The sequence below is a fragment of the Streptomyces sp. NBC_01508 genome (genome assembly GCF_045040315.1).
GTDB lineage: Bacteria > Actinomycetota > Actinomycetes > Streptomycetales > Streptomycetaceae > Streptomyces.
In genome coordinates, this window is the sequence record NZ_CP109419.1 from 2,344,202 (window position 1) to 2,362,985 (window position 18,784).

At 70.1% G+C, this 18,784-nt stretch carries 15 protein-coding genes; 5 read left to right on the top strand and 10 right to left on the bottom strand.

Features of this window, described 5'->3' with window-relative positions; all coding sequences use genetic code 11:
* Positions 1-9: 9 nt before the first annotated feature.
* A complete protein-coding gene (locus OG700_RS10495; RefSeq protein WP_405612115.1) occupies positions 10-1,215 on the top strand; it encodes an acetate kinase in 1,206 nt (401 codons plus the stop codon).
* 74 nt (positions 1,216-1,289) lie between these two features.
* Positions 1,290-2,726 (top strand): pyruvate kinase, encoded by a 1,437-nt coding sequence (gene pyk / locus OG700_RS10500; RefSeq protein ID WP_405612117.1) that lies wholly within the window; start codon positions 1,290-1,292, stop codon positions 2,724-2,726.
* Between the two features lie 141 nt (positions 2,727-2,867).
* On the opposite strand, the gene OG700_RS10505 is transcribed toward pyk, so the two are convergent.
* The 4 genes from OG700_RS10505 to OG700_RS10520 all read right to left on the bottom strand — a co-directional run bounded on the left by OG700_RS10505 (position 2,868) and on the right by OG700_RS10520 (position 7,267).
* Positions 2,868-4,145, bottom strand: a complete 1,278-nt coding sequence (locus OG700_RS10505) for a hypothetical protein (protein WP_405612119.1) — start codon at positions 4,143-4,145, stop codon at positions 2,868-2,870.
* A complete protein-coding gene (locus OG700_RS10510; protein WP_405612121.1) occupies positions 4,135-4,746 on the bottom strand; it encodes a DUF6114 domain-containing protein in 612 nt (203 codons plus the stop codon). Before OG700_RS10510 ends, OG700_RS10505 begins: the two co-directional genes overlap by 11 nt.
* Positions 4,747-5,050: 304 nt before the next feature.
* Entirely contained in the window at positions 5,051-5,680 is a 630-nt protein-coding gene (locus tag OG700_RS10515) for a DUF6230 family protein (protein ID WP_405612123.1), read from the bottom strand.
* A gap of 609 nt (positions 5,681-6,289) precedes the next feature.
* Entirely contained in the window at positions 6,290-7,267 is a 978-nt protein-coding gene (locus tag OG700_RS10520; RefSeq protein WP_405612125.1) for a tetratricopeptide repeat protein, read from the bottom strand.
* A 364-nt stretch (positions 7,268-7,631) separates the two neighbouring features.
* Between OG700_RS10520 and OG700_RS10525 the strand changes: the two genes are divergently transcribed.
* Positions 7,632-8,261, top strand: a complete 630-nt coding sequence (locus OG700_RS10525; protein ID WP_405612127.1) for a TetR/AcrR family transcriptional regulator — start codon at positions 7,632-7,634, stop codon at positions 8,259-8,261.
* A gap of 151 nt (positions 8,262-8,412) precedes the next feature.
* Here OG700_RS10525 and OG700_RS10530 read toward each other — a convergent pair whose 3' ends face one another.
* From OG700_RS10530 to OG700_RS10545, 4 genes are all read right to left on the bottom strand, one after another.
* Complete coding sequence (locus tag OG700_RS10530; RefSeq protein ID WP_405612129.1) at positions 8,413-10,131, bottom strand: methylmalonyl-CoA mutase; 1,719 nt, start codon at positions 10,129-10,131, stop codon at positions 8,413-8,415.
* A gap of 108 nt (positions 10,132-10,239) precedes the next feature.
* Positions 10,240-10,566, bottom strand: a complete 327-nt coding sequence (locus OG700_RS10535) for a DUF3817 domain-containing protein (protein ID WP_405612131.1) — start codon at positions 10,564-10,566, stop codon at positions 10,240-10,242.
* Positions 10,567-10,634: 68 nt separating this feature from the next.
* Positions 10,635-11,144, bottom strand: coding sequence for a MarR family winged helix-turn-helix transcriptional regulator (locus tag OG700_RS10540; RefSeq protein ID WP_405612133.1), 510 nt, complete (start codon positions 11,142-11,144; stop codon positions 10,635-10,637).
* Positions 11,145-11,154: 10 nt separating this feature from the next.
* Positions 11,155-12,705: an MFS transporter gene (locus OG700_RS10545; RefSeq protein WP_405612135.1), complete on the bottom strand. Its 1,551-nt coding sequence runs from the start codon at positions 12,703-12,705 to the stop codon at positions 11,155-11,157.
* An 83-nt stretch (positions 12,706-12,788) separates the two neighbouring features.
* On the opposite strand from OG700_RS10545, the gene OG700_RS10550 reads away from it, so the two are divergent.
* Both OG700_RS10550 and OG700_RS10555 read left to right on the top strand, forming a co-directional pair.
* Positions 12,789-13,769, top strand: a complete 981-nt coding sequence (locus OG700_RS10550; protein ID WP_405612137.1) for a DUF5937 family protein — start codon at positions 12,789-12,791, stop codon at positions 13,767-13,769.
* Positions 13,770-13,846: 77 nt separating this feature from the next.
* Positions 13,847-14,860, top strand: coding sequence for a glycoside hydrolase family 6 protein (locus OG700_RS10555; protein ID WP_405612139.1), 1,014 nt, complete (start codon positions 13,847-13,849; stop codon positions 14,858-14,860).
* A gap of 14 nt (positions 14,861-14,874) precedes the next feature.
* Here OG700_RS10555 and OG700_RS10560 read toward each other — a convergent pair whose 3' ends face one another.
* Both OG700_RS10560 and OG700_RS10565 read right to left on the bottom strand, forming a co-directional pair.
* On the bottom strand, positions 14,875-16,839 hold the full coding sequence (locus tag OG700_RS10560) for a galactose oxidase-like domain-containing protein (RefSeq protein ID WP_405612141.1): 1,965 nt from the start codon (positions 16,837-16,839) through the stop codon (positions 14,875-14,877).
* 3 nt (positions 16,840-16,842) lie between these two features.
* Positions 16,843-18,609: a glycosyltransferase family 2 protein gene (locus OG700_RS10565; protein ID WP_405612143.1), complete on the bottom strand. Its 1,767-nt coding sequence runs from the start codon at positions 18,607-18,609 to the stop codon at positions 16,843-16,845.
* Positions 18,610-18,784 lie beyond the last annotated feature (175 nt).

An 18,784-nucleotide genomic window follows, 5' to 3' on the forward strand; every position in this document is an offset into this window, starting at 1 on the left:
GTCCCGCCCGTGACCTCGCACGCCACCCGAGTCCTCGTACTCAACTCCGGCTCCTCGTCGGTGAAGTACCAGTTGCTGGACATGCGCGACGGCACCCGGCTCGCCGCCGGCCTGGTCGAGCGCATCGGCGAGAGCGCGTCCCGGCTGGTGCACACGCCGTCGGACGGCCAGGCGCGCGAGCGTACGGAGCGCATCACCGACCACGACGAGGCGCTGCGGGCCGTCGCCGACGAACTGGCCCTGGACGGTGCGGGGATCGACTCCCCCGAGCTGGCGGCGATCGGCCACCGCGTGGTGCACGGCGGGCTTCAGTTCAGCGCCCCGACGGTGATCGACGACGCCGTGCTCGCCGAGATCGAACGGCTGGTGCCGGTGGCGCCACTGCACAACCCGGCGAACATCATCGGCATCAGGACCGCGCGGGCGCTCCGTCCCGACCTGCCGCAGGTCGCCGTCTTCGACACCGCGTTCCACACGACGATGCCGGAGCACGCCGCGCGGTACGCGATCGACGTCGCGACCGCCGACGCGCACCGCATCCGGCGCTACGGCTTCCACGGCACGTCGCACGCGTACGTCTCCCGGCGGGCCGCCGAGCTGCTGGGGCGCCCGCCCGGGGAACTGAATCTGATCGTGCTGCACCTGGGCAACGGGGCGTCGGCGTCGGCCGTCGCGGGCGGGCGCTGCGTGGACACCTCGATGGGGCTGACCCCGCTGGAGGGGCTGGTGATGGGTACGCGCTCCGGGGACATCGATCCGGCGGTGGTCTTCCATCTGGAGCGGGTCGCCGGGATGAACACCGACGAGATCGATCAACTGCTCAACAAGAAGAGCGGGTTGACGGGGCTGTGCGGTGACAACGACATGCGGGAGATCCGCCGCCGGGTCGACGCGGGTGACGCCGCGGCGACGCTGGCCTTCGATATTTACATCCACCGTCTGAAGAAGTACATCGGCGCCTATTACGCGGTGCTCGGCCGGGTGGACGCGGTGGTGTTCACCGCGGGCGTCGGCGAGAACGCGGCACCGGTGCGGGAGGCCGCGATCGCCGGGCTCGGGGAGCTGGGGCTGGCCGTCGACGCGGAGCTGAACGCCGTACGGTCCGGCGAGCCGCGCCTCGTATCGCCGGAAGGCGCACGTGTCGCCGTCGCCGTGGTGCCGACCGATGAGGAAATGGAGATCGCCCGCCAGACCTTCGCATTGGTCGACGCCTGAGCGCCGCCCCGCCCATTTGTACATTCCGCCAGACGGAATATTCCGAGCCGAAACAAACCGATAGGATCCGCCTTATGCGCCGTTCCAAAATCGTCTGCACCCTAGGCCCCGCCGTCGACTCGTACGAGCAGTTGAAATCGCTCATCGAGGCCGGCATGAACGTGGCCCGACTGAATATGAGCCACGGGTCCCACCCCGAGCACGAGGAGCGGTACCACCGCGTCCGCAAGGCGGCCGAGGCCACCGGCCGGGCCGTGGGCGTGCTGGTCGACCTCCAGGGCCCGAAGATCCGGCTGGAGACCTTCGCCGAGGGTCCCGTCGAGCTGGTGCGGGGTGACGAGTTCATCATCACCACCGAGGACGTCGCCGGCGACAAGGGCATCTGCGGCACCACCTACAAGGGCCTGCCGGGCGATGTCACCAAGGGCGACCAGGTCCTGATCAACGACGGCAACGTCGAGCTGCGCGTGACCGAGGTCGAGGGTCCCCGCGTCCGGACCCTGGTCATCGAGGGCGGGGTCATCTCCGACCACAAGGGCATCAACCTTCCGGGTACGGCGGTCAATGTCCCGGCGCTCTCCGAGAAGGACGTCGAAGACCTGCGCTTCGCCCTGCGGATGGGCTGCGACATGATCGCGCTGTCGTTCGTGCGCGACGCGGACGACATCAACGACGTGCACAAGATCATGGACGAGGAGGGCCGCCGGGTCCCCGTCATCGCGAAGGTCGAGAAGCCGCAGGCCGTCGCCAACATGGAGGCCGTCGTCGCGGCGTTCGACAGCATCATGGTGGCCCGTGGCGACCTGGCGGTCGAGTACCCGCTCGAAAAGGTCCCGATGGTGCAGAAGCGCCTCATCGAGCTGTGCCGCCGCAACGCCAAGCCGGTGATCGTGGCGACCCAGATGATGGAGTCGATGATCACCAACTCCCGCCCGACGCGCGCCGAGGCGTCCGACGTGGCGAACGCGATCCTGGACGGGGCCGACGCGGTCATGCTGTCGGCGGAGTCGTCCGTCGGCGCGTATCCGACCGAGACGGTCAAGACGATGTCGAAGATCGTCGTCGCGGCCGAGACCGAGCTGCTTTCCAAGGGCCTCCAGCCGCTCGTGCCGGGCAAGAAGCCCCGTACGCAGGGTGGCGCGGTCGCCAGGGCCGCCTGTGAGATCGCGGACTTCCTGGGCGGCAAGGCGCTGATCGCCTTCACCCAGTCCGGCGACACGGCCCGCCGCCTCTCGCGCTACCGCACCTGCCAGCCGATCCTCGCCTTCACGACGGACGAGGCGACGCGCAACCAGCTCTCGCTGAGCTGGGGCGTCGAGTCGTTCGTCGTACCGCACGTGAACACCACGGACGCGATGGTCGACCTCGTGGACGCGGAGCTGCTGAAGCTCCAGCGCTACAGCGAGGCGGACACGATGATCATCACGGCCGGCTCCCCGCCGGGCGTCCCGGGCACGACGAACATGGTCCGCGTCCACCATCTGGGCGACACGGTCACCGCCCAGAGCTGACCGAACGCCCGCCGGGCGGGCCGCTTGAGCGGCCCGCCCGGCAAGCACTTCAGCCCGTCCGCCGGGCATCTCAAGCCCGTCCGGCGATTGAGGACAGACCCGGCCACCGGCCGGCCGGACCCGGTGAAACCAACCCGCGACCTAGTCGGTGATGTAGTTGTTCAGGCCGGGAACAGTGAGCGTCCCGCCGAACTGCCCCGCCTGAACCACCTCCACGTCCGTGAAGAACGCGAACGGGACATCGAGCGGCGGCGGAGTCTCCGGGCTGAACGTGATCGGGATCAGACCGAACAGGTTGCCCTTCAACTCCTCCGTATACATGGTGACTTGACCGTCCCGGATGGTCGACGTCGAGTCCTGCCTGCTCGCCACGTGCGCCGTACGGCCCTGGGGGTAGACGACCTTCTGGTGCAGGTCCTTGATGTCCACCTCCGACGCCGTGAACTTCAGCGCCTTCTTGATCTTCCCGCTGCCCGTCTTCACCTCGACGATGCCGTGGTAGTTCAGACCCCGCAGTGTGAGCTTGGTGCTCTCCAGCTTCCACGGGTCGTCCGGCAACAGCGGGATGCCGGGCTCCAGTTCGGCGGCGGCCAGCGCCTCCGGGTCGGCCTCCGGGCAGGGGAATCGCGGCTTGCCGTCGGCGCCCTCGGGGATGTCGTCGTCCTTGCGGGCCTCAAGTCCCTTCGCGGCGTCGTCCAGTTCCTCGACCTCCGCCCCGACCTTGTCCGCGGCGTCCCTGATGGCATCCTCGGTGCTGTCGGCATCGCCGGGCTTGCCGGGCTCCGGCTTCTCCGGCTTCTCGGGCTCCGGGTCTGCCGGTTTGTCCGGTGCCGGGTCGGCCGGCTTGTCGGTCTCCTTGTCCGGTACGCCGAGGAGGTCGCCCAGCGCGTCACCCACACCCAGCGGGTCCAGCGGGTTCCTCGGCTCCGACGCGCTCGGCTCCGGTGCGGGCTCCTTCGGCGCGGCCGGCTTGTCCGCGTCGGACGCGGGTGGTGTCTCGCCGGGCGTGGGCTCGGGACCGTCACCGCCGGTGGGCGGCTTCGGCTGCTCCGTGGCATCCCCTGACGGATCGTCCGACGGCTTCTCCGACGGCTTCTCCGACGGCTTCTCCGACGGCTTCTCCGACGGCTTCTCGGACGGCGACGGCGAAGCCGACTCCTCAGGCGGCTCGTCGGAGCGGGTGACACACGGCCCCGGCGCGAACGGGATGTCCTTGGCGTCGTCGGCGAGCGCGAGCCGGGGCGTGAGCCCCATCCCGACGAACACCGCCGTCGGCATCGCGGCCAGCGCGAACGCCTTGCCGGCCGGGATCTGGAGTTTGGTCAGCAGCGACTTCCTGGGGGCGGCGTGGCGCGGGCCGCTTCTCTCGCGGGCCTGCCCGCCTCCGGCCGTCTCCGGCCGCGTGTCGTCACCCCGCACTGTTCCTCCCGCCGTTGGCATGGGCAGTCGTCTCCGTCAGGTTCGGGTCCCCGTCGGACGGGCCGGGGGAAAGAGGGCCGTCCCCGACCCCGTCCGGGGTGCCCGGGTCGACGGCGCCGCCGTCGGGCTGGAATGTCTGCCGCCGTACGGCCGCGTGCTTGGCCGACCGGCCGTCACCCGGATCGTCCGCGTGCTCCTCGTCCGCCGGTCGGCCGGGTGCCCAGGCAAGGGACAGTCCGCCGCCGACGAGGGCGAGCAGCGCGCCGAACACGAATCCTCCGAGGTTCGACACGGGTATCGAGACGAGTGCCAGCAGAATCGTGGCGACACCGGCGAACACCCGCACGATGCTGTGGAACCACATCGTCAGACCCAGCGTGGCGAGCAGGACACCGATGATCAGCGAGCCGGCGCCCGCGGTGGTGGCCATGGTCATCGTGAGATGGCCGATCTTGATGTCGGCATAAGGGAAGTAGGCGATCGGCACTCCGCTGAGGAGTGTGAACAGCCCCGCCCAGAACGGCCGAGTACCCCGCCAGGCGCGGAAGCGCAGCCGCCAGTACGTGAATCGGCCGCGGGGATCCGAAGGCTCGGCGCTCATGGAAAACAGCTCCCTGGAACCGGTGTTGCTGTGAGAAATTGGGGAGTGGGCGGACGCGACCGCGTCATACGGCGCGCCCGCCCCGATGGGGCGAAGTGCTCAGGACCCGGTGAGGGTCTAGGGCGTATTTCGAAAGTCCCGCCTGGCCGACGACGCCTGGCACGCACACTCGCCGCGTTGACAGCGTCTTTCGAAGGCATCCGAGTACGCCCAGTACGAGAACGACCCTCCGCCTTGCGATCGCACGCACCAGACGCCGTCGGCCCCGCCCTTCGGGCGGACGGCGCTACTTTCGCAACACGCCCTAGTAGCACTCCTTGACGCCCTTGTGCAGCTTCAGGCTCAGATCGCTGAGCTCGAAAGTGCCGGCCGTGGTCGCCCACGCCGTCTGCTTCACGTTGGTCAGCGTCGCCACGTCGGCGCGCTGTGCGAAGCCGAAGCGGTTGACCTTCTCCTCGGTCCCCGGCTGGATCCTCGTGTCGCCGGCGGCCACACCGATGTCGATGTTCTTGAACTTGGCGTCGGCTTCGAGCTTGGCGACGTCCAGATACAGGTTGGTCGCCCTGACCGGCTTCGCCTTGTCCGTACCCGCGCGCAGCTCAAGGCTGATGCTGCCGAAGACCGGGACGTCCGGAGTGACCACCGACTGGCACATGTTGCTGATCTTCGCCGAGCTGAAACCGGAGACGGCCACCGGGTGGAGGGTCTTGTTGCCCTTGAGATCTGCGCCTTCGGCGAGGCTTCCGTACTGAACGAAGTCCTCGCCCACCAACCGGTCGGCCGAGACCTTGAAACTCTGCCCCGACACACTGAACGACGCGGCGAGCGCGCCCTGTGCGAGAGCGACACCTATCGCGGCCGTCGCGGCCACGCTCGGCACCATGACGACGGCGAACCGCTTCCATCTGGTCCCGCCACGTGCTTGGGACTCCATCACTTTCCTCCTTCTCGGACGTACATCTCGGGATCGGGCGTCGGCCCGTCCTGGGATGGGAGAAGTGCTACGTCCTCGGGAAGGAGAGCGCCTGTGGGTATCAGCGGAACGAGCCGCCTCAGAATCACCGACGATCACCCCCGAGCGACAACCACTGAGCCACGCGTGTCGCGTGGCCGCGGGACAGGCCCCGCCGGTCGGCGGGAACCCCCCTGTCCCAGGGTCGGCGCCACCGCTCCACCGACCCGCCCGGTGGGGACCCGACATGCGGTGGGCACGGCTGGATCGCCGTGCCGGTGCGTTGTTGGACCGAGCGTGGACGATCGTGGTGTATTCGCGCTCGGGACACAAGGGGGTTCGTTACTCGCTGGTAACGGGTGCGCGGCGAGGCGGCGGCGAGGCGGCATCGAGCGGGCACACACGGTGCCTCAAATCGCCCCGACAGAACTCGCGAATACCACCAATAACCGGACAGACCAAGTGAGTTGATTTACTCGGAGTAACAGCAACCCCGCTTTACCAAGTTTTGGTAAAGCGGGGTTGTCCCGGTCGCCGAATCGGCAAATCCGTACGCGCCGGCCCGGGGCGCGGAACAGAGGCGGATACGACTCAGAAAAGGACCCTGGCAAGTGCCGACCGGGCCGCCGTCACCCGGGGGTCGTCCGAGCCGATCACTTCGAAGAGTTCGAGCAGCCGCAGCCGCGCCGCGTCCCGGTCCTCACCCGTCGTACGCCGTACGGCCTCGACCAACCGGCCGAAGGCGTCCTCCACATGGCCGCCGACCAGATCGAGGTCGGCGGCGGCGATCTGCGCGGGGACGTCGTCCGCCCGCTCCGCCGCCTCCTTGCGCACCTGCTGCGGGTCCATCCCCTTCACCCGGGCGAGGAGTTCGGCCTGCGCGAGCCCCAGCTTCGCCTCCGTGTTGCCGGGGTCGTCGGCGAGCACGTTCCGGTACGCCTGCGCGGCGCCGCCGAAGTCGTCGGCGTCCAGCGCGCGTACGGCGGCTTCGAGCAACGCGTCGTGCGGCCCCGCCTGCTCCACCGGCTCCGCGTCCGGGTCGGCCTGCGCCTCACCCTCGGCGTCGACCGTGATGCCGGTGAGTCCGAAGCGCTGCTCACCGACCTGGATCAACTGGTCGAGGGTCTCGCGGATCTGGGCCTCGGGCGCCGCGCCCTGGAAGAGGGGCAGCGCCTGGCCGGCCACCACGGCGAAGACCGCGGGGATGCCCTGGATCTGAAACTGCTGCATCAGCATCTGGTTGGCGTCGACATCGACCTTGGCGAGAACGAACCGGCCGTTGTACTCCCGGGCCAGCCGCTCCAGCACCGGGCTGAGCTGCTTGCACGGCTCGCACCACTCGGCCCAGAAGTCGATGACGACCGGGACCTCGGCGGAGCGCTGGAGGACGTCGCGTTCGAAGCCCGCCTCGTCCACGTCGATCACCAGACTGGAGGGGGATTCGGCACCGGTGTCGCCCCGACGGGCCGCCTCGGCGCGGGCCTGCTCGGCCTTGGCCTTGGCCTCACCGGCCGCCTTCACCGCGGCGAGATCGACAACGCCGCTCATGGACATGTTCCTAGGCTGCATGAGTACATCCTCCCCTCTCCGCCCGCGCATGTGAAAAGCAACCGGACAGTTTGTACCGCCCACACACCACCGCGCCCGTCCCCGCGTTCCCCGACGGCTGCGGGGCGCACGGACGGACACGGTCGTCACGCCTGCACAAGCCCCGCGCATGACCTGAACACGGACGGGGCAAGTCCCCCGTGGGGGACCTGGGTTCGACACGGGGTCCCCACCCCGCGTCAGTGGTCGTCGCTCAAGAACCGCAAGGTAGAAACGGTCTTTCGCTACGGGCCGTAGCGTAACCGACAAGCTCCCCCGTCCGTGTGAGATTCATCCGGTGAACTGACTCACAGCGGATTCCCTACCGGCGGGTATGGTCGCGGGCATGCTGAGCCGCAGCCACCGCACTCCCCCTCGTTCCGGCCGTCCCCGCAGCGCCGCGGCGGACGCGGCGATCCTGCTGGCGACCCGGGCCGCGCTGGTCGAACTGGGCTGGTCCAAGCTGTCGATGGGGGACGTAGCCGCCCGCGCGGGCGTCGCCAAGACCACGCTGTACCGGCGCTGGGCGAGCAAGAACGAGCTGGTGGTCGACGCGGTCGCCGTCCTCTTCGACGAGATCGAGATCCACGACCGGGGCAGCCTCACGGCCGACATCGAGGGGGTCGTGCTCCAGTTCGCCGCGCTGCTGGAACGGCCGGAGACCAAGACGGCGCTGATGGCGGTGGTCGCCGAGTCGACGCGCGACGACGCGCTGCGCGACCGGATCCGTACGGCGATCGTCGACCGGCAGAAGGGCCTGGTGCTCAAGGGCCGCGAACGGGCCCAGGCGCGGGGCGAGTTGCCGTACGAGAGCGACCCCGCGGCGGCGGCCCGCAACGCCGACCTGATCTTCGACGTGATCGCGGGCGCGGTGGTGCACCGGACGCTGGTGAGCGCGGAACCGGTGGACGAGGACTGGGCGCGCGACTTCACGCTGATGCTGGTGACCGGGCTGGGCGCGATCCGGGGGGTGTGAGGCCCCCACCCGGTCCCCGCGCCCACCAGGACAGCGGCTCCGAGACCGTGTACGGCGATCTGATCGCCCGCGGCCGGCCGGCCGGGGAAATCCGGGCACGTTCGTGCTCGCGGGGGCGGGAGAGGCCGGCCGACTCCGTACCGAGGAGCCCTCAGAAGCCGGGCGGCTCCGTGTACGTCCCCCACTCGTCGCGCAGTACGCCGCAGATCTCGCCCAGCGTCGCCTCCGCGCGCACGGCCTCAAGCATCGGGCCGATCATGTTCGACCCGTCGCGAGCGGAGGCCAGCATCGCGTCCAGCGCCGTACGGACGCGGGCGTCGTCGCGGGCGGCCTTACGGTCCGCCAACTCCCGCACCTGGTCGCGCTCGACCTCGTGGCTGACCCGCAGGATCTCCAGGTCGCCGGTGACCGAGCCGTGGTGGACGTTGACGCCGACGACCCGCTTCTCGCCCTTCTCCAGCGCGCGCTGGTACTGGAAGGCGGACTCGGCGATCTCGCCGGTGAACCAGCCGTCCTCGATGCCGCGCAGAATGCCGGACGTGATGGGGCCGATGGGGTGGAGCCCGTCGGGGTGCGCCCGCAGGCCGCGCTCCTTGATCTGCTCGAAGATCTTCTCCGCGTCGGCCTCGATGCGGTCGGTGAGCTGCTCGACGTACCAGGAACCGCCCAGCGGGTCCGCGACGTTGGCGACGCCGGTCTCCTCCATCAGCACCTGCTGCGTACGGAGCGCGATCTCGGCGGCCTGCTCGCTGGGCAGCGCCAGGGTCTCGTCCAGGGCGTTGGTGTGCAGCGAGTTGGTGCCGCCGAGGATCGCCGACAGGGCCTCGACCGCGGTCCGTACGACGTTGTTGTAGGGCTGCTGCGCGGTGAGCGAGACGCCCGCCGTCTGGGTGTGGAAGCGCAGCCACTGCGCCTTGTCGCTCTCGGCGCCGTACATCTCCTTCATCCAGCGCGCCCAGATCCGGCGCGCGGCGCGGAACTTGGCGATCTCCTCGAAGAAGTCGAGGTGCGCGTCGAAGAAGAAGGACAGGCCGGGCGCGAAGACGTCGACGTCCATGCCGCGCGAGAGGCCCAGCTCCACGTAGCCGAAGCCGTCGGCGAGGGTGTACGCCAGCTCCTGCGCGGCCGTGGCCCCGGCCTCGCGGATGTGGTAGCCGGAGACGGAGAGGGGCTTGTACGCGGGGATGGACGCCGCGCAGTGCTCCATCAGGTCGCCGATCAGCCGCAGATGGGGCTCGGGCTGGAAGAGCCACTCCTTCTGCGCGATGTACTCCTTGAAGATGTCGGTCTGGAGCGTGCCGTTCAGTACGGCGGGATCGATGCCCTGACGCTCGGCGGCGACCAGATACATGCAGAAGACCGGGACGGCGGGGCCGCTGATGGTCATGGACGTCGTGACGTCCCCGAGCGGGAGGTCGCCGAACAGGATCTCCATGTCGGCGGCGGAGTCGATCGCGACGCCGCAGTGGCCGACCTCGCCCAGCGAGCGCGGGTCGTCGGAGTCGCGGCCCATGAGGGTCGGCATGTCGAAGGCCACGGAGAGGCCGCCGCCGCCGTTGGCGAGGATCGTCTTGTAGCGCTCGTTGGTCTGGCGCGCGTTGCCGAAGCCGGCGAACTGGCGGATCGTCCACGTACGGCCCCGGTAGCCGGTCGCGTGCAGACCGCGCGTGAAGGGGTACTCCCCCGGCCAGCCGATCCGCTCGAATCCCTCGTACGTGTCACCGGGGCGCGGCCCGTAGACCGGGTCGACGGGGTCGCCGGAGAGCGTGCTGAAGTCCGCGTCCCGCTTGCGGGCCTTGTCGTAACGGGCCTGCCAGCGCTGGCGGCCCTCCTCGATGGCTGCGGTCTCGGCATGCTCGTGAGCGTCCATACCCACGAATTTACTAGGACGTCCTAGTAAAAGTCGAACGTAGACCGCCACGAGTTTCCGCGCGGCGGTGTGTGGGGGGCGGGTGGGGGGGAGGGGCTCGGGCGGGGCTCAGACCTCGACGGGGGCGGTCTCGTCCCGGACGATCAGCGACTGGACCTCTCGGGTGATCTTCGGTTCGACGAAGAACGAGGCGACCGGAATACAGCCGGCGGCCAGCACCCACAGAAGCTTGCCGAAGGGCCACTTCGCCTTGGAGCCCAGGTCGAAGGCGAACACGACGTAGACGATGAAGAGCAGACCGTGGATCTGGGAGATCACCATCGTGTCGCCGGTGTCGAAGCCGTACTTCAGCACGATGGCGACGGTGAAGACCAGCAGCCAGACGGCGGTGATGTACGCCATGACCCGGTAGCGGGTCAGGATGCTCTGTTTCATGGCTAGGAGCGTAACGCCCCGAAAGATCCCCCCGGACGGCGGGGCTCCGCCGACGCCCCCGTCTCGGCTCAGCTCTCCTCGAAATCCTTGGCCGAGACGCGCAGCGGGCGCAGCATCGCGAAGATCTCGGCACACTCCTCCGCGTCGTACGCCCCGAGGCCGAACTCCATCGCCATCAGGTCGCGGGTCGCGGCCTCCACGACCTCGCGGCCCCGGTCGGTGATGGAGGCGAGCGTGCCCCGGCCGTCGTTGGGGTTGGGGCGCTTGTCGACCAGACCGGACCTGACCAGCCGGTCCACCGTGTTCGTGACGGACGTCGGATGGACCATCAGCCGCTCGCCGATCTTGGACATGGTCAGCTCACCGGCCTTGGAGAAGGTGAGCAGCACCAGCGCCTCGTACCGCGCGAAGGTCAGTCCGTACGGCTTGACCACCGCGTCGACCTCGGCGAGCAGGATCTGGTGGGCCCGCATGATCGAGGTGATGGCGCCCATCGACGGCACGGGGCCCCAGCGCTGCTGCCAGAGCTCGTCGGCTCGGGCGATGGGATCGAAGGCAAGGCTGAGCGGCTTGGACACGTCAGCGACCTTACCGACTGGTCATATGCCGGTCTGCCCCTACTCCCGGATTGCCGGGGCCGATCCGGCGGATCTCGTACACGAGAAGGACGGAACACACGGTTCCGATCACACCGGCCCAGGCGACGACCTGGTGCACGGGCAGGAACTCGGCGGCGAGACCGGCCAGCGCCATACCGACGCCCTGCACCGTCATCAGCCCCGCGGTCATCAGGGTCATGGCCCGGCCCCGCAGTTCTTCCGGGACCGCGTCAACGAACCACTGGTCGAGACCGATGATGTACACGGCGCCGGCCCCCGCCAGCGTGAGGACGACCAGGGCCAGGGCCACGCCGGGCGTGACGGCGTAGACGAGGAGGGGCAGCAGCCCCACGGCGGCCGACGGGAGCACGATCCGCGAGCGGGTACGGGGGCTGAGCGCGGAGCCCGCGAAGAGTTCGGCCGCGATGTGCCCGACGGGCATCGCGGTCATCATCAGGCCGAGTGTGGCGGGGCCGACGCCGATCTGGTCGGCGTACGGCGCCATCAGCGCCTCCGGCGCGACGACGAACATCGCGGGCACCCAGAACAGCAGCGTCAGCGCGCGGATCCGCCGGTCGGTGAAGACCAGCCGGGCACCGTCGAGCGACTGCCTCAGCAGATTCGCGGCGCCCTCCTTCTTGAGATGGCGGGCCGGCCTGTCCTTCGTACCGAAGCGCAGGAGCGCGGCCGAGCAGAGGAAGGTGAGGACGGTGAGGGAGATCGCACCGCGCGGGGTGACGACGGTGAGCAGGACGCCGCCCACGGCGAACCCGGCGAGGACCGCGCTCTGCGACACGATCCGCAGGAGGGAGCGGCCGAGGACGTAGAGGTCGCCGTCCCCGAGGATGTCGGTGAGCGCCGCCATCCGGGTCCCGGTGAACACGGGGGCGATGGCGGCGACGGCGCACCGCAGCGCGAGCAGCCCCGCGACGGGCGTTCCGGGCGCCACCATCACGGCGACGCACCCCGCGCAGACGAGATCACACACGACGAGCACCCGCCGGGCCGGAAACCGGTCGGCGACCCCGGCGAGGAGCGTCCCGCCGAAGAGGTAGGGCAGGAAGCCGAGCGCGAAGGTGAGGGCGCTGAGGAAGGGCGACCCGGTGAGGTCGTAGACGAGGACGGTGAGGGAGATCTCGGTGACGACGACACCGAGGAGGGACAACAGGTGCGCGGCGAAGACGGCACGGAACTCGCGTACGGCGAAGACGGCGGAGTAGCCGCGCGCCGGGGGCACCGACGCCGCCCCGCCCCCGCCGTGCCCGCCCGTGCGTCCTTCGGCGGCCTCGGCCGACACGGCGGGCACCGCCGATCGGGCCGCCGCGCCGGGGCGTGACGGCCCGGCCGGCCCGTCGGCACCGGGAAGTAACGGCGGGCACCAGGCACCGTCGGGGGGCTCGGGCGGCCGGGTCTCCGGGGCCGGTGTCGGGTGGGTCTGTGTCGGGTGGGCCGGTTCGGCCCGCCCGGCGGTCGAGGGCGCGGCGCCCGGACCGTCCGGCGAACGAGGGCCGTCGGGGGCGGTGGGGTTCGGCGTTGGCATGGGACGCAGCCTCGTCCGGGAGGAGCCCGGGGCCTAGACTTTCGGGTCCAGCCGAATCTTCCGTACCGGAGCGAGGGACCCCCGTGGCGTTCCAGTTGCACTTCGGGGAGCGCGATCTGCTGCGCGTCCGGTTCGCGCTGTCGCCGCTCTGGGAGACGCGGGAGGCCGTACGCACCCTCGCGCGGCCTGAGCGGCACGGCTATCACCTGCCCTGGCTGCGGCGGGTCAAGGACGCCGCCGCAGGGCTCGATCTACGGGGGTTGCGGCTGTTGATGCCGCAGGCCGGGTACAGCCCCGACTTCTTCTGCCCACCGCCCGAGAGCCCCGTCGTCACCTTCGCCGAGGAGATCGCGCTGGTGCGCTCCACGCCCCTCGATGCCGCCCACCGGGATCTGGCCCTCGCGCTCGCCGAGACACCCGGCGCGGCCGAGAGCGAGGCCGGGCGCGAGTTGCTGGCCGATCCGGCGCGGGCGGTGCGGGAGATCGCCGATCTGCTGGAGCTGGTCTGGCATCGGTTGATCGAGCCCGACTGGCCCCGGCTGCGCGCGCTGCTCGAAGCGGACATCGCCTATCACTCGCGGCGCCTCGCCGAGGTCGGATTCGGGCAACTGCTGGGCGAGTTGAGCCCCCGGCTCGTCTGGGCGGACTCCACCCTCACCGTCGTGGGCACGCGCGGCGACCACGACCGGGTGCTCGGCGGGCGCGGCCTCGTCCTCGTACCGAGCGTCTTCGTCTGGCCCGAGATCCTCGGCGGGCACGAGCCGCCGTGGCAGCCCTCCGTGATCTATCCGGCGCGCGGCATCGGCGGGCTGTGGACCCCTGCCGCCGACCGGACGCCGGACGCGCTCGCCCGGCTGCTCGGCCGGGCCCGTGCCGACGTCCTGTGCGCGCTCGACGAACCCGCCGGGACCACCGCGCTCGCGCACCGGCTGGGCCTCGCACCGTCCTCCGTGTCCGCGCATCTGTCGGTGCTGCGCGACGCGGGACTGCTGACGTCGCGGCGCCACGCGCACCAGGTGCTGTACGAACGGACACCGCTCGGGATCGCGCTGGCGGTGTCGTAACGCCACACATCGTGACCGTTATGTAACGATTGCCCGGTCCTGTGCTTCTCCAGTCGTCAGCCGCCCAAGGGGGCTGGATGTCCAGCCGCACCACGCGCCTCGTCTCCGTCGCCGCCGCCGTATTCGCCCTCGCCGGCTGCTCGTCCGGCTCCGGCGCCCCCGCGCGGGACGGGACCGGGGCCACCCCGGCCGTACAGGGCGAGGCCGCCCCCACCGCCGGTTCGCCGTTCTGGGTGGACCCCCGGAGCGACGCGGCGCGCCAGGTCGAGCAGTGGCAGGCCCAGGGCCGTACCGACGACGCCAAGGTCCTCAAGCGGATCTCCGAGCGCCCCGTGGCCGACTGGCCCGCCGGCGACAACCCCGCCCCAGGGATCCGCGGGGCCGTCAAGGGCGCCGCCGGGCAGCGCACGGTGGTGCTCGTCGCGTACAACATCCCGCACCGCGACTGCGGCCTCTACTCGGCCGGCGGCGCCCGCGACGGCCGCGCCTACCTCGACTGGATCAACACCTTCGCCGACGCGATCGGCGACGCGCGTGCCCTGGTGATCCTGGAGCCGGACGCCGTCTCCCACCTGGTGGACGGCTGCACCCCCGCCGAGCACCACGCGGAGCGCAGCCGGCTGCTCTCGGACGCGATCGGCCGGCTGAAGCAGCAGCCGAACACCAAGGTCTATCTGGACGCGGGCAACCCGGCCTGGATCAAGGAGCCGTCGAAGATCGCCGAGCCGCTGCGGACGGCCGGTGTCACCAAGGCGGACGGCTTCTCGCTCAACGTCTCCAACTTCCAGACGGACGAAGCCGTCAAAGCCTTCGGCACGCGGCTCTCCGGGCTCCTCGACGGCGCCCACTTCACCGTCGACACCAGCCGCAACGGCGAGGGCCCCCTCCCGGACGAGCAGGAGGAGGCCTGGTGCAACCCGCCGGGCAGATCGCTCGGTACGCCGCCGACCACTGAGACCGGTGACGCGCTGGTCGACGCGTATCTGTGGGTCAAGCGCCCCGGCGACTCGGACGGCCCCTGCCGGGGCGGCCCGGCCGCCGGTACCTGGTGGCCGGACTACGCGCTGGGGCTCGCCCGCCGCGCGGGCTGAACGCGGCCCGGCGGCTACTCACCCTTCACCTGGATCCACTTCGCCTCCGACGACACCCCCGCCGCGTCCGTCACGAACAGCATGTACCAGCCCGGCGGCACCAGCGTCGGGTCCGACGGGACGTCCACCGTCACCGAGCCGCCCCGCTTCGTCAGACCGAGGTCGATCGAGCGCTGCTCCACGTCCGTGCTGTGCGTGACCGCGCTCGGCCGCATCAGCCGCGCCGTCTTGATCCGCTGGGACGCGTCCGTACGGAAGGTGGCGCGCCCGTTCTGGTCGAGTTCCGCCGGTCCCTCCCCCAGCACCGGCCGCCCCTTCGCGCGGTCGCCTTCCAAGGAGGGCGGCGTGAAGATCTCCACGCGCTGCTCGAACGTGCCGAGTTTCGTGTTGTCGGCGTCGTCGAACAGCGGGTCGGAGCCGAACGTCGCCACCCGCCCGTCGGGCAGCAGCAGCGCCTCGGAGTGGTAGTTGCGGCCCACGGTCGGGTCGGCCGCCTTGGTGAAGGTGTTCGTCCTGGGGTCGTAGAACTGCGCCTTGAGGATGTCGCTGGCGCCGCGCCCCCGGTAGTCGGAGGAGCCGCCGCTCGTGAAGACCGTGTCGTCCGGCATGATCACGCTGCTCAGATAGCGCGTCCCCTGCGGCAGACTCGGCCCGGCCCGGAACGCCGGGCTGTCCTCCTTCAGGTCCACGATCGCCGTCCGGGACGTGGACTTCGACGATTCGCCGACCCCGCCGCCGCCCATGACCATCACCTTCTGGTCCTGCGCGGGAGGCAGCACCAGCGAGGCCGAGGTCTCCGTCTCGTCGAGCTGGGTCAGCCCGCCGACCTTCGTGAAGATGTTCTTCTTCAGGTCCCACAGGCCCGGCTGGCGGCCGGCCGTGGCGGGCCCGTACCCCGCGTTGGAGCCGGAGTAGAAGACCTTGCCACCCTTGGTGAGGAAGAGCGCGGGGTACGTCGGGAAGTAGCGCGTCGGACCCTTGGACCACTTCTTGGTCTTGGGGTCGTAGATCTCGTTGTCCCCGGTCAGTACGGCGCCGACGTCGTCCAGGCCCGAGACGGCGAGCACCCGGCCGTCCTGGAGGGTGACCAGCGTCGGGTACCAGCGGGCCTCCTTCATGGGGTCGACCCGGATGTACTTCTCCGCCACCGGATCGAACTCGTACGCCGCCTTGATCCCCTGGAAGTCCTGCTTCTCGGTGGTCAACTTCTGCGCCAGGCCGTAGTAGTTGTCCGCGTCCTTGCCCTTGAGGCCGACGATCTCGTACTGCGCGGCCTCGGTCGTCAGCCCCTGCGGCCCCTTCTTGGCGGCCTCCACGAAGACCCGTGCCTCGCCCGCCGTGACCTTGGTCTTCCAGGGCATCATCCGGCCGCTGTCGGCGTACGAGATCTTGAAGTCCCGCTTCGCCTTGGGCACGGTGACGTCGAACTTGGTCACGTACTCGACACCCGACGGCGACCGGAAACGGGTGCCCTTCTTGAAGGTGCGCGGCTGGTCCGGGTTCTCGTTCTTGACCCGCATGCCGCCGCCCGCGCGGTTGACCTCCCCGTCGAGCACTTCGTAGCGGGCGGTGCCGCCGGCCACCAGCAGCCGCCCGTCGGGCAGCTGGGAGTGGCCCGAGCAGAAGAAGTCCTCGGGGGTGGGGATCTTGCGGTACGAGTTGTCCGCCGGGTCCCACAGGACGGTGTCGAAGGTGCCCGCGTCGAACTTCTTCTGGCTGTTGCCGGATCCGGCGATGAGCAGCACCTTGCCGGTGTGCAGCAGCGCGGCGTGGATCGCGTTCGTGCGGTACTCCTTGGGGACGTCGAGCACTTCCCAGGAGCCGTACTCCGCCTTGTAGCCGGGCTGCGCGATCTTGTACGCGTGGTACTTGTCCTGCGCGAAGGAGATGGCGGCCGGCGCGTTGAGCGACATCAGCACCAGTACGGCTCCACCGCCGAACAGCGTCTTCTTGAACTTGTGCGAGGGCCGGTAGGCCATGACTCAGTTCCCTCCTGTCGTCGTCGTGGCGAATGCCGGCTCGGTCTGCTCCGGTCCCTCCTCGACGGCCTGGACCGGGATCCGCGCCCCCGCGCGGCGTCCGCGCAGCGTGGTCCAGCCCCAGACGGCGACCGGGGCCAGCGAGATGACCAGGGCCAGTGCGGCCCAGGTGCGCATCGCGGCGTGCGTATGGCCGAAGTACACGGACGCCGCGAGTGACGTCGCCAGCACGGCGGCCCAGAACAGATGCAGCCGGAAGGTCATGAGGCGGTCGGCGCTGGTCTCACCCCCCTTGGGGGTGACCACGAACCGGCCTCTGGTGCGCAGCACCGCCGAGCCCAGCGATTTGAGGTAGATCGGCGCGCAGAGCGCCGACATGGCCATGCCGGCGAGTCCGCCGGAGCCGCGGGGCTCGTGCGGCGAGACGTTGTGGCGCCGGTTCCAGAGGTAGAGGCCGATCTGGCAGGCGGCGGCATCGCTGTAGAGCATCAGCCAGAGCGAGGACGACACCTGGGTGCCGGAGGCGCCGAGCCACAGGAACAGGACGCAGCTGAGGATGCCCAGGAGCCAGTTGATCGCGGTCATCGGGTAGTAGACGAGCATCAACGTGTAGCTGAGGAGCCGGCCGGGCGGCACCCGGAACAGCGCCTTGCCGTACTGCCGCAGGATCGTCTCGTAGGTGCCCCGCGACCAGCGCAGCTGCTGGGTGAAGAAGTCGGTCCAGGAGGCGGGTCCCTCACCGACGGCGAGGACGTCGGGTGTGTAGACGGACCGCCAGAACCGGCCGGTCAGCGGGTTCTTCCTGCGGTGCAGCTCGAAGCCGGTGGCCATGTCCTCGGTGATGGAGTCGTAGAGGCCGCCGACCTGCTTGAGGGCGCTGATGCGTACGACGTTGTTGGTCCCGACGAACATGGGCGCGTGGTAGCGGTTGCCGGCCCGCTGGATCAGCGCGTGGAAGAGGAACTGCTGGGACTCGGCCGCCTTGGTGACCGCCGAGTCGTAGTTGCCGTACACCTGCGGTCCGACGACGAAGGCGACGTCGGGGTCGCGGAAGAAGCCCAGCATCCTCTCCAGGAAGTTGGGCAGCGGCACGTGGTCGGTGTCGACGGAGGCGAAGAAGTCGTAGTCGTCGCCGTACATCGCGAGCCAGGCGTTGTAGTTGCCGTGTTTGGTCCGCGCCTTGTGGACGCCCTTCTCACGGTTCCACTCCGGTACCCCGAGGCGGCTGAAGTGACGCACCCCCAGCTCCCGGCAGAGCAGCCGGGCGGCCGGGTCGTCACCCTCGTCGAGGAGCCAGATGTCGAGGGGGCCGCGGTGGCGCAGCCTTGACGCTCCTTCGAGGGTGCCCCGCAGCATGGTCAGCGGTTCCTTGCCGGGGACGTACGTGGTGAGGAAGGCGACCCGGGTGCCGAGTTCGGCGACCACCGGGACGGGGTCCGTGGCGACGAGCGTCGCGTGCGCGATGGAGGCGACGTTGACCAGCATGAAGAAGGCGATGAGCCCGATCGACACGAGCATCACGGTGTCGAAGGCGACGAGCCAGCGGGCGCCGCCCTCGCGTTCGGTCCAGTGGGTCGGCCAGATCAGATAGACCAGCAGCACTCCGGACAGGAGCGGGGCCATGACCATCAGCGCGACGGCTCTGACCCGGTGGGGCTCCCGCGCGAGGAGACTCCGGTACCGCACCCGGTAGGCGGTGGTCCGGTCCGGCTCGGTGAGCGGGCCGGCGAGACAGCTGTGGGTGTCGTAGTCGTAGCCCTCCGGCCGCACGGTGCCTCCAGCAATTGACCAAGGTCGATATCCTCAGAAAAGGGGATATACCTCGGCGTGTCGACTGGAGTCGTCCGTGCGAGTGGCGGTAAGGGGCGGCGCATTTCGGCCGGTCGGCGCTCGATCGCCGGGCGGGGCACTCAGGCGGCCCGCCCGGCGATCTGAGGACACGTCA

What these genes read in the sequence shown, in the direction of transcription:
- OG700_RS10545 (WP_405612135.1), bottom strand. Translation starts at nt 12,705, where the DNA reads ATGCCAACGCCGAACCCCACCGCCCCCGACGGCCCTCGTTCGCCGGAC.
- OG700_RS10510 (WP_405612121.1), bottom strand. Translation starts at nt 4,746, where the DNA reads ATGAGCGCCGAGCCTTCGGATCCCCGCGGCCGATTCACGTACTGGCGG.
- OG700_RS10515 (WP_405612123.1), bottom strand. Translation starts at nt 5,680, where the DNA reads ATGGAGTCCCAAGCACGTGGCGGGACCAGATGGAAGCGGTTCGCCGTC.
- OG700_RS10555 (WP_405612139.1), top strand. Translation starts at nt 13,847, where the DNA reads ATGTCCAGCCGCACCACGCGCCTCGTCTCCGTCGCCGCCGCCGTATTC.
- OG700_RS10525 (WP_405612127.1), top strand. Translation starts at nt 7,632, where the DNA reads ATGCTGAGCCGCAGCCACCGCACTCCCCCTCGTTCCGGCCGTCCCCGC.
- pyk (WP_405612117.1), top strand. Translation starts at nt 1,290, where the DNA reads ATGCGCCGTTCCAAAATCGTCTGCACCCTAGGCCCCGCCGTCGACTCG.
- OG700_RS10530 (WP_405612129.1), bottom strand. Translation starts at nt 10,131, where the DNA reads ATGGACGCTCACGAGCATGCCGAGACCGCAGCCATCGAGGAGGGCCGC.
- OG700_RS10560 (WP_405612141.1), bottom strand. Translation starts at nt 16,839, where the DNA reads ATGGCCTACCGGCCCTCGCACAAGTTCAAGAAGACGCTGTTCGGCGGT.
- OG700_RS10535 (WP_405612131.1), bottom strand. Translation starts at nt 10,566, where the DNA reads ATGAAACAGAGCATCCTGACCCGCTACCGGGTCATGGCGTACATCACC.
- OG700_RS10520 (WP_405612125.1), bottom strand. Translation starts at nt 7,267, where the DNA reads ATGCAGCCTAGGAACATGTCCATGAGCGGCGTTGTCGATCTCGCCGCG.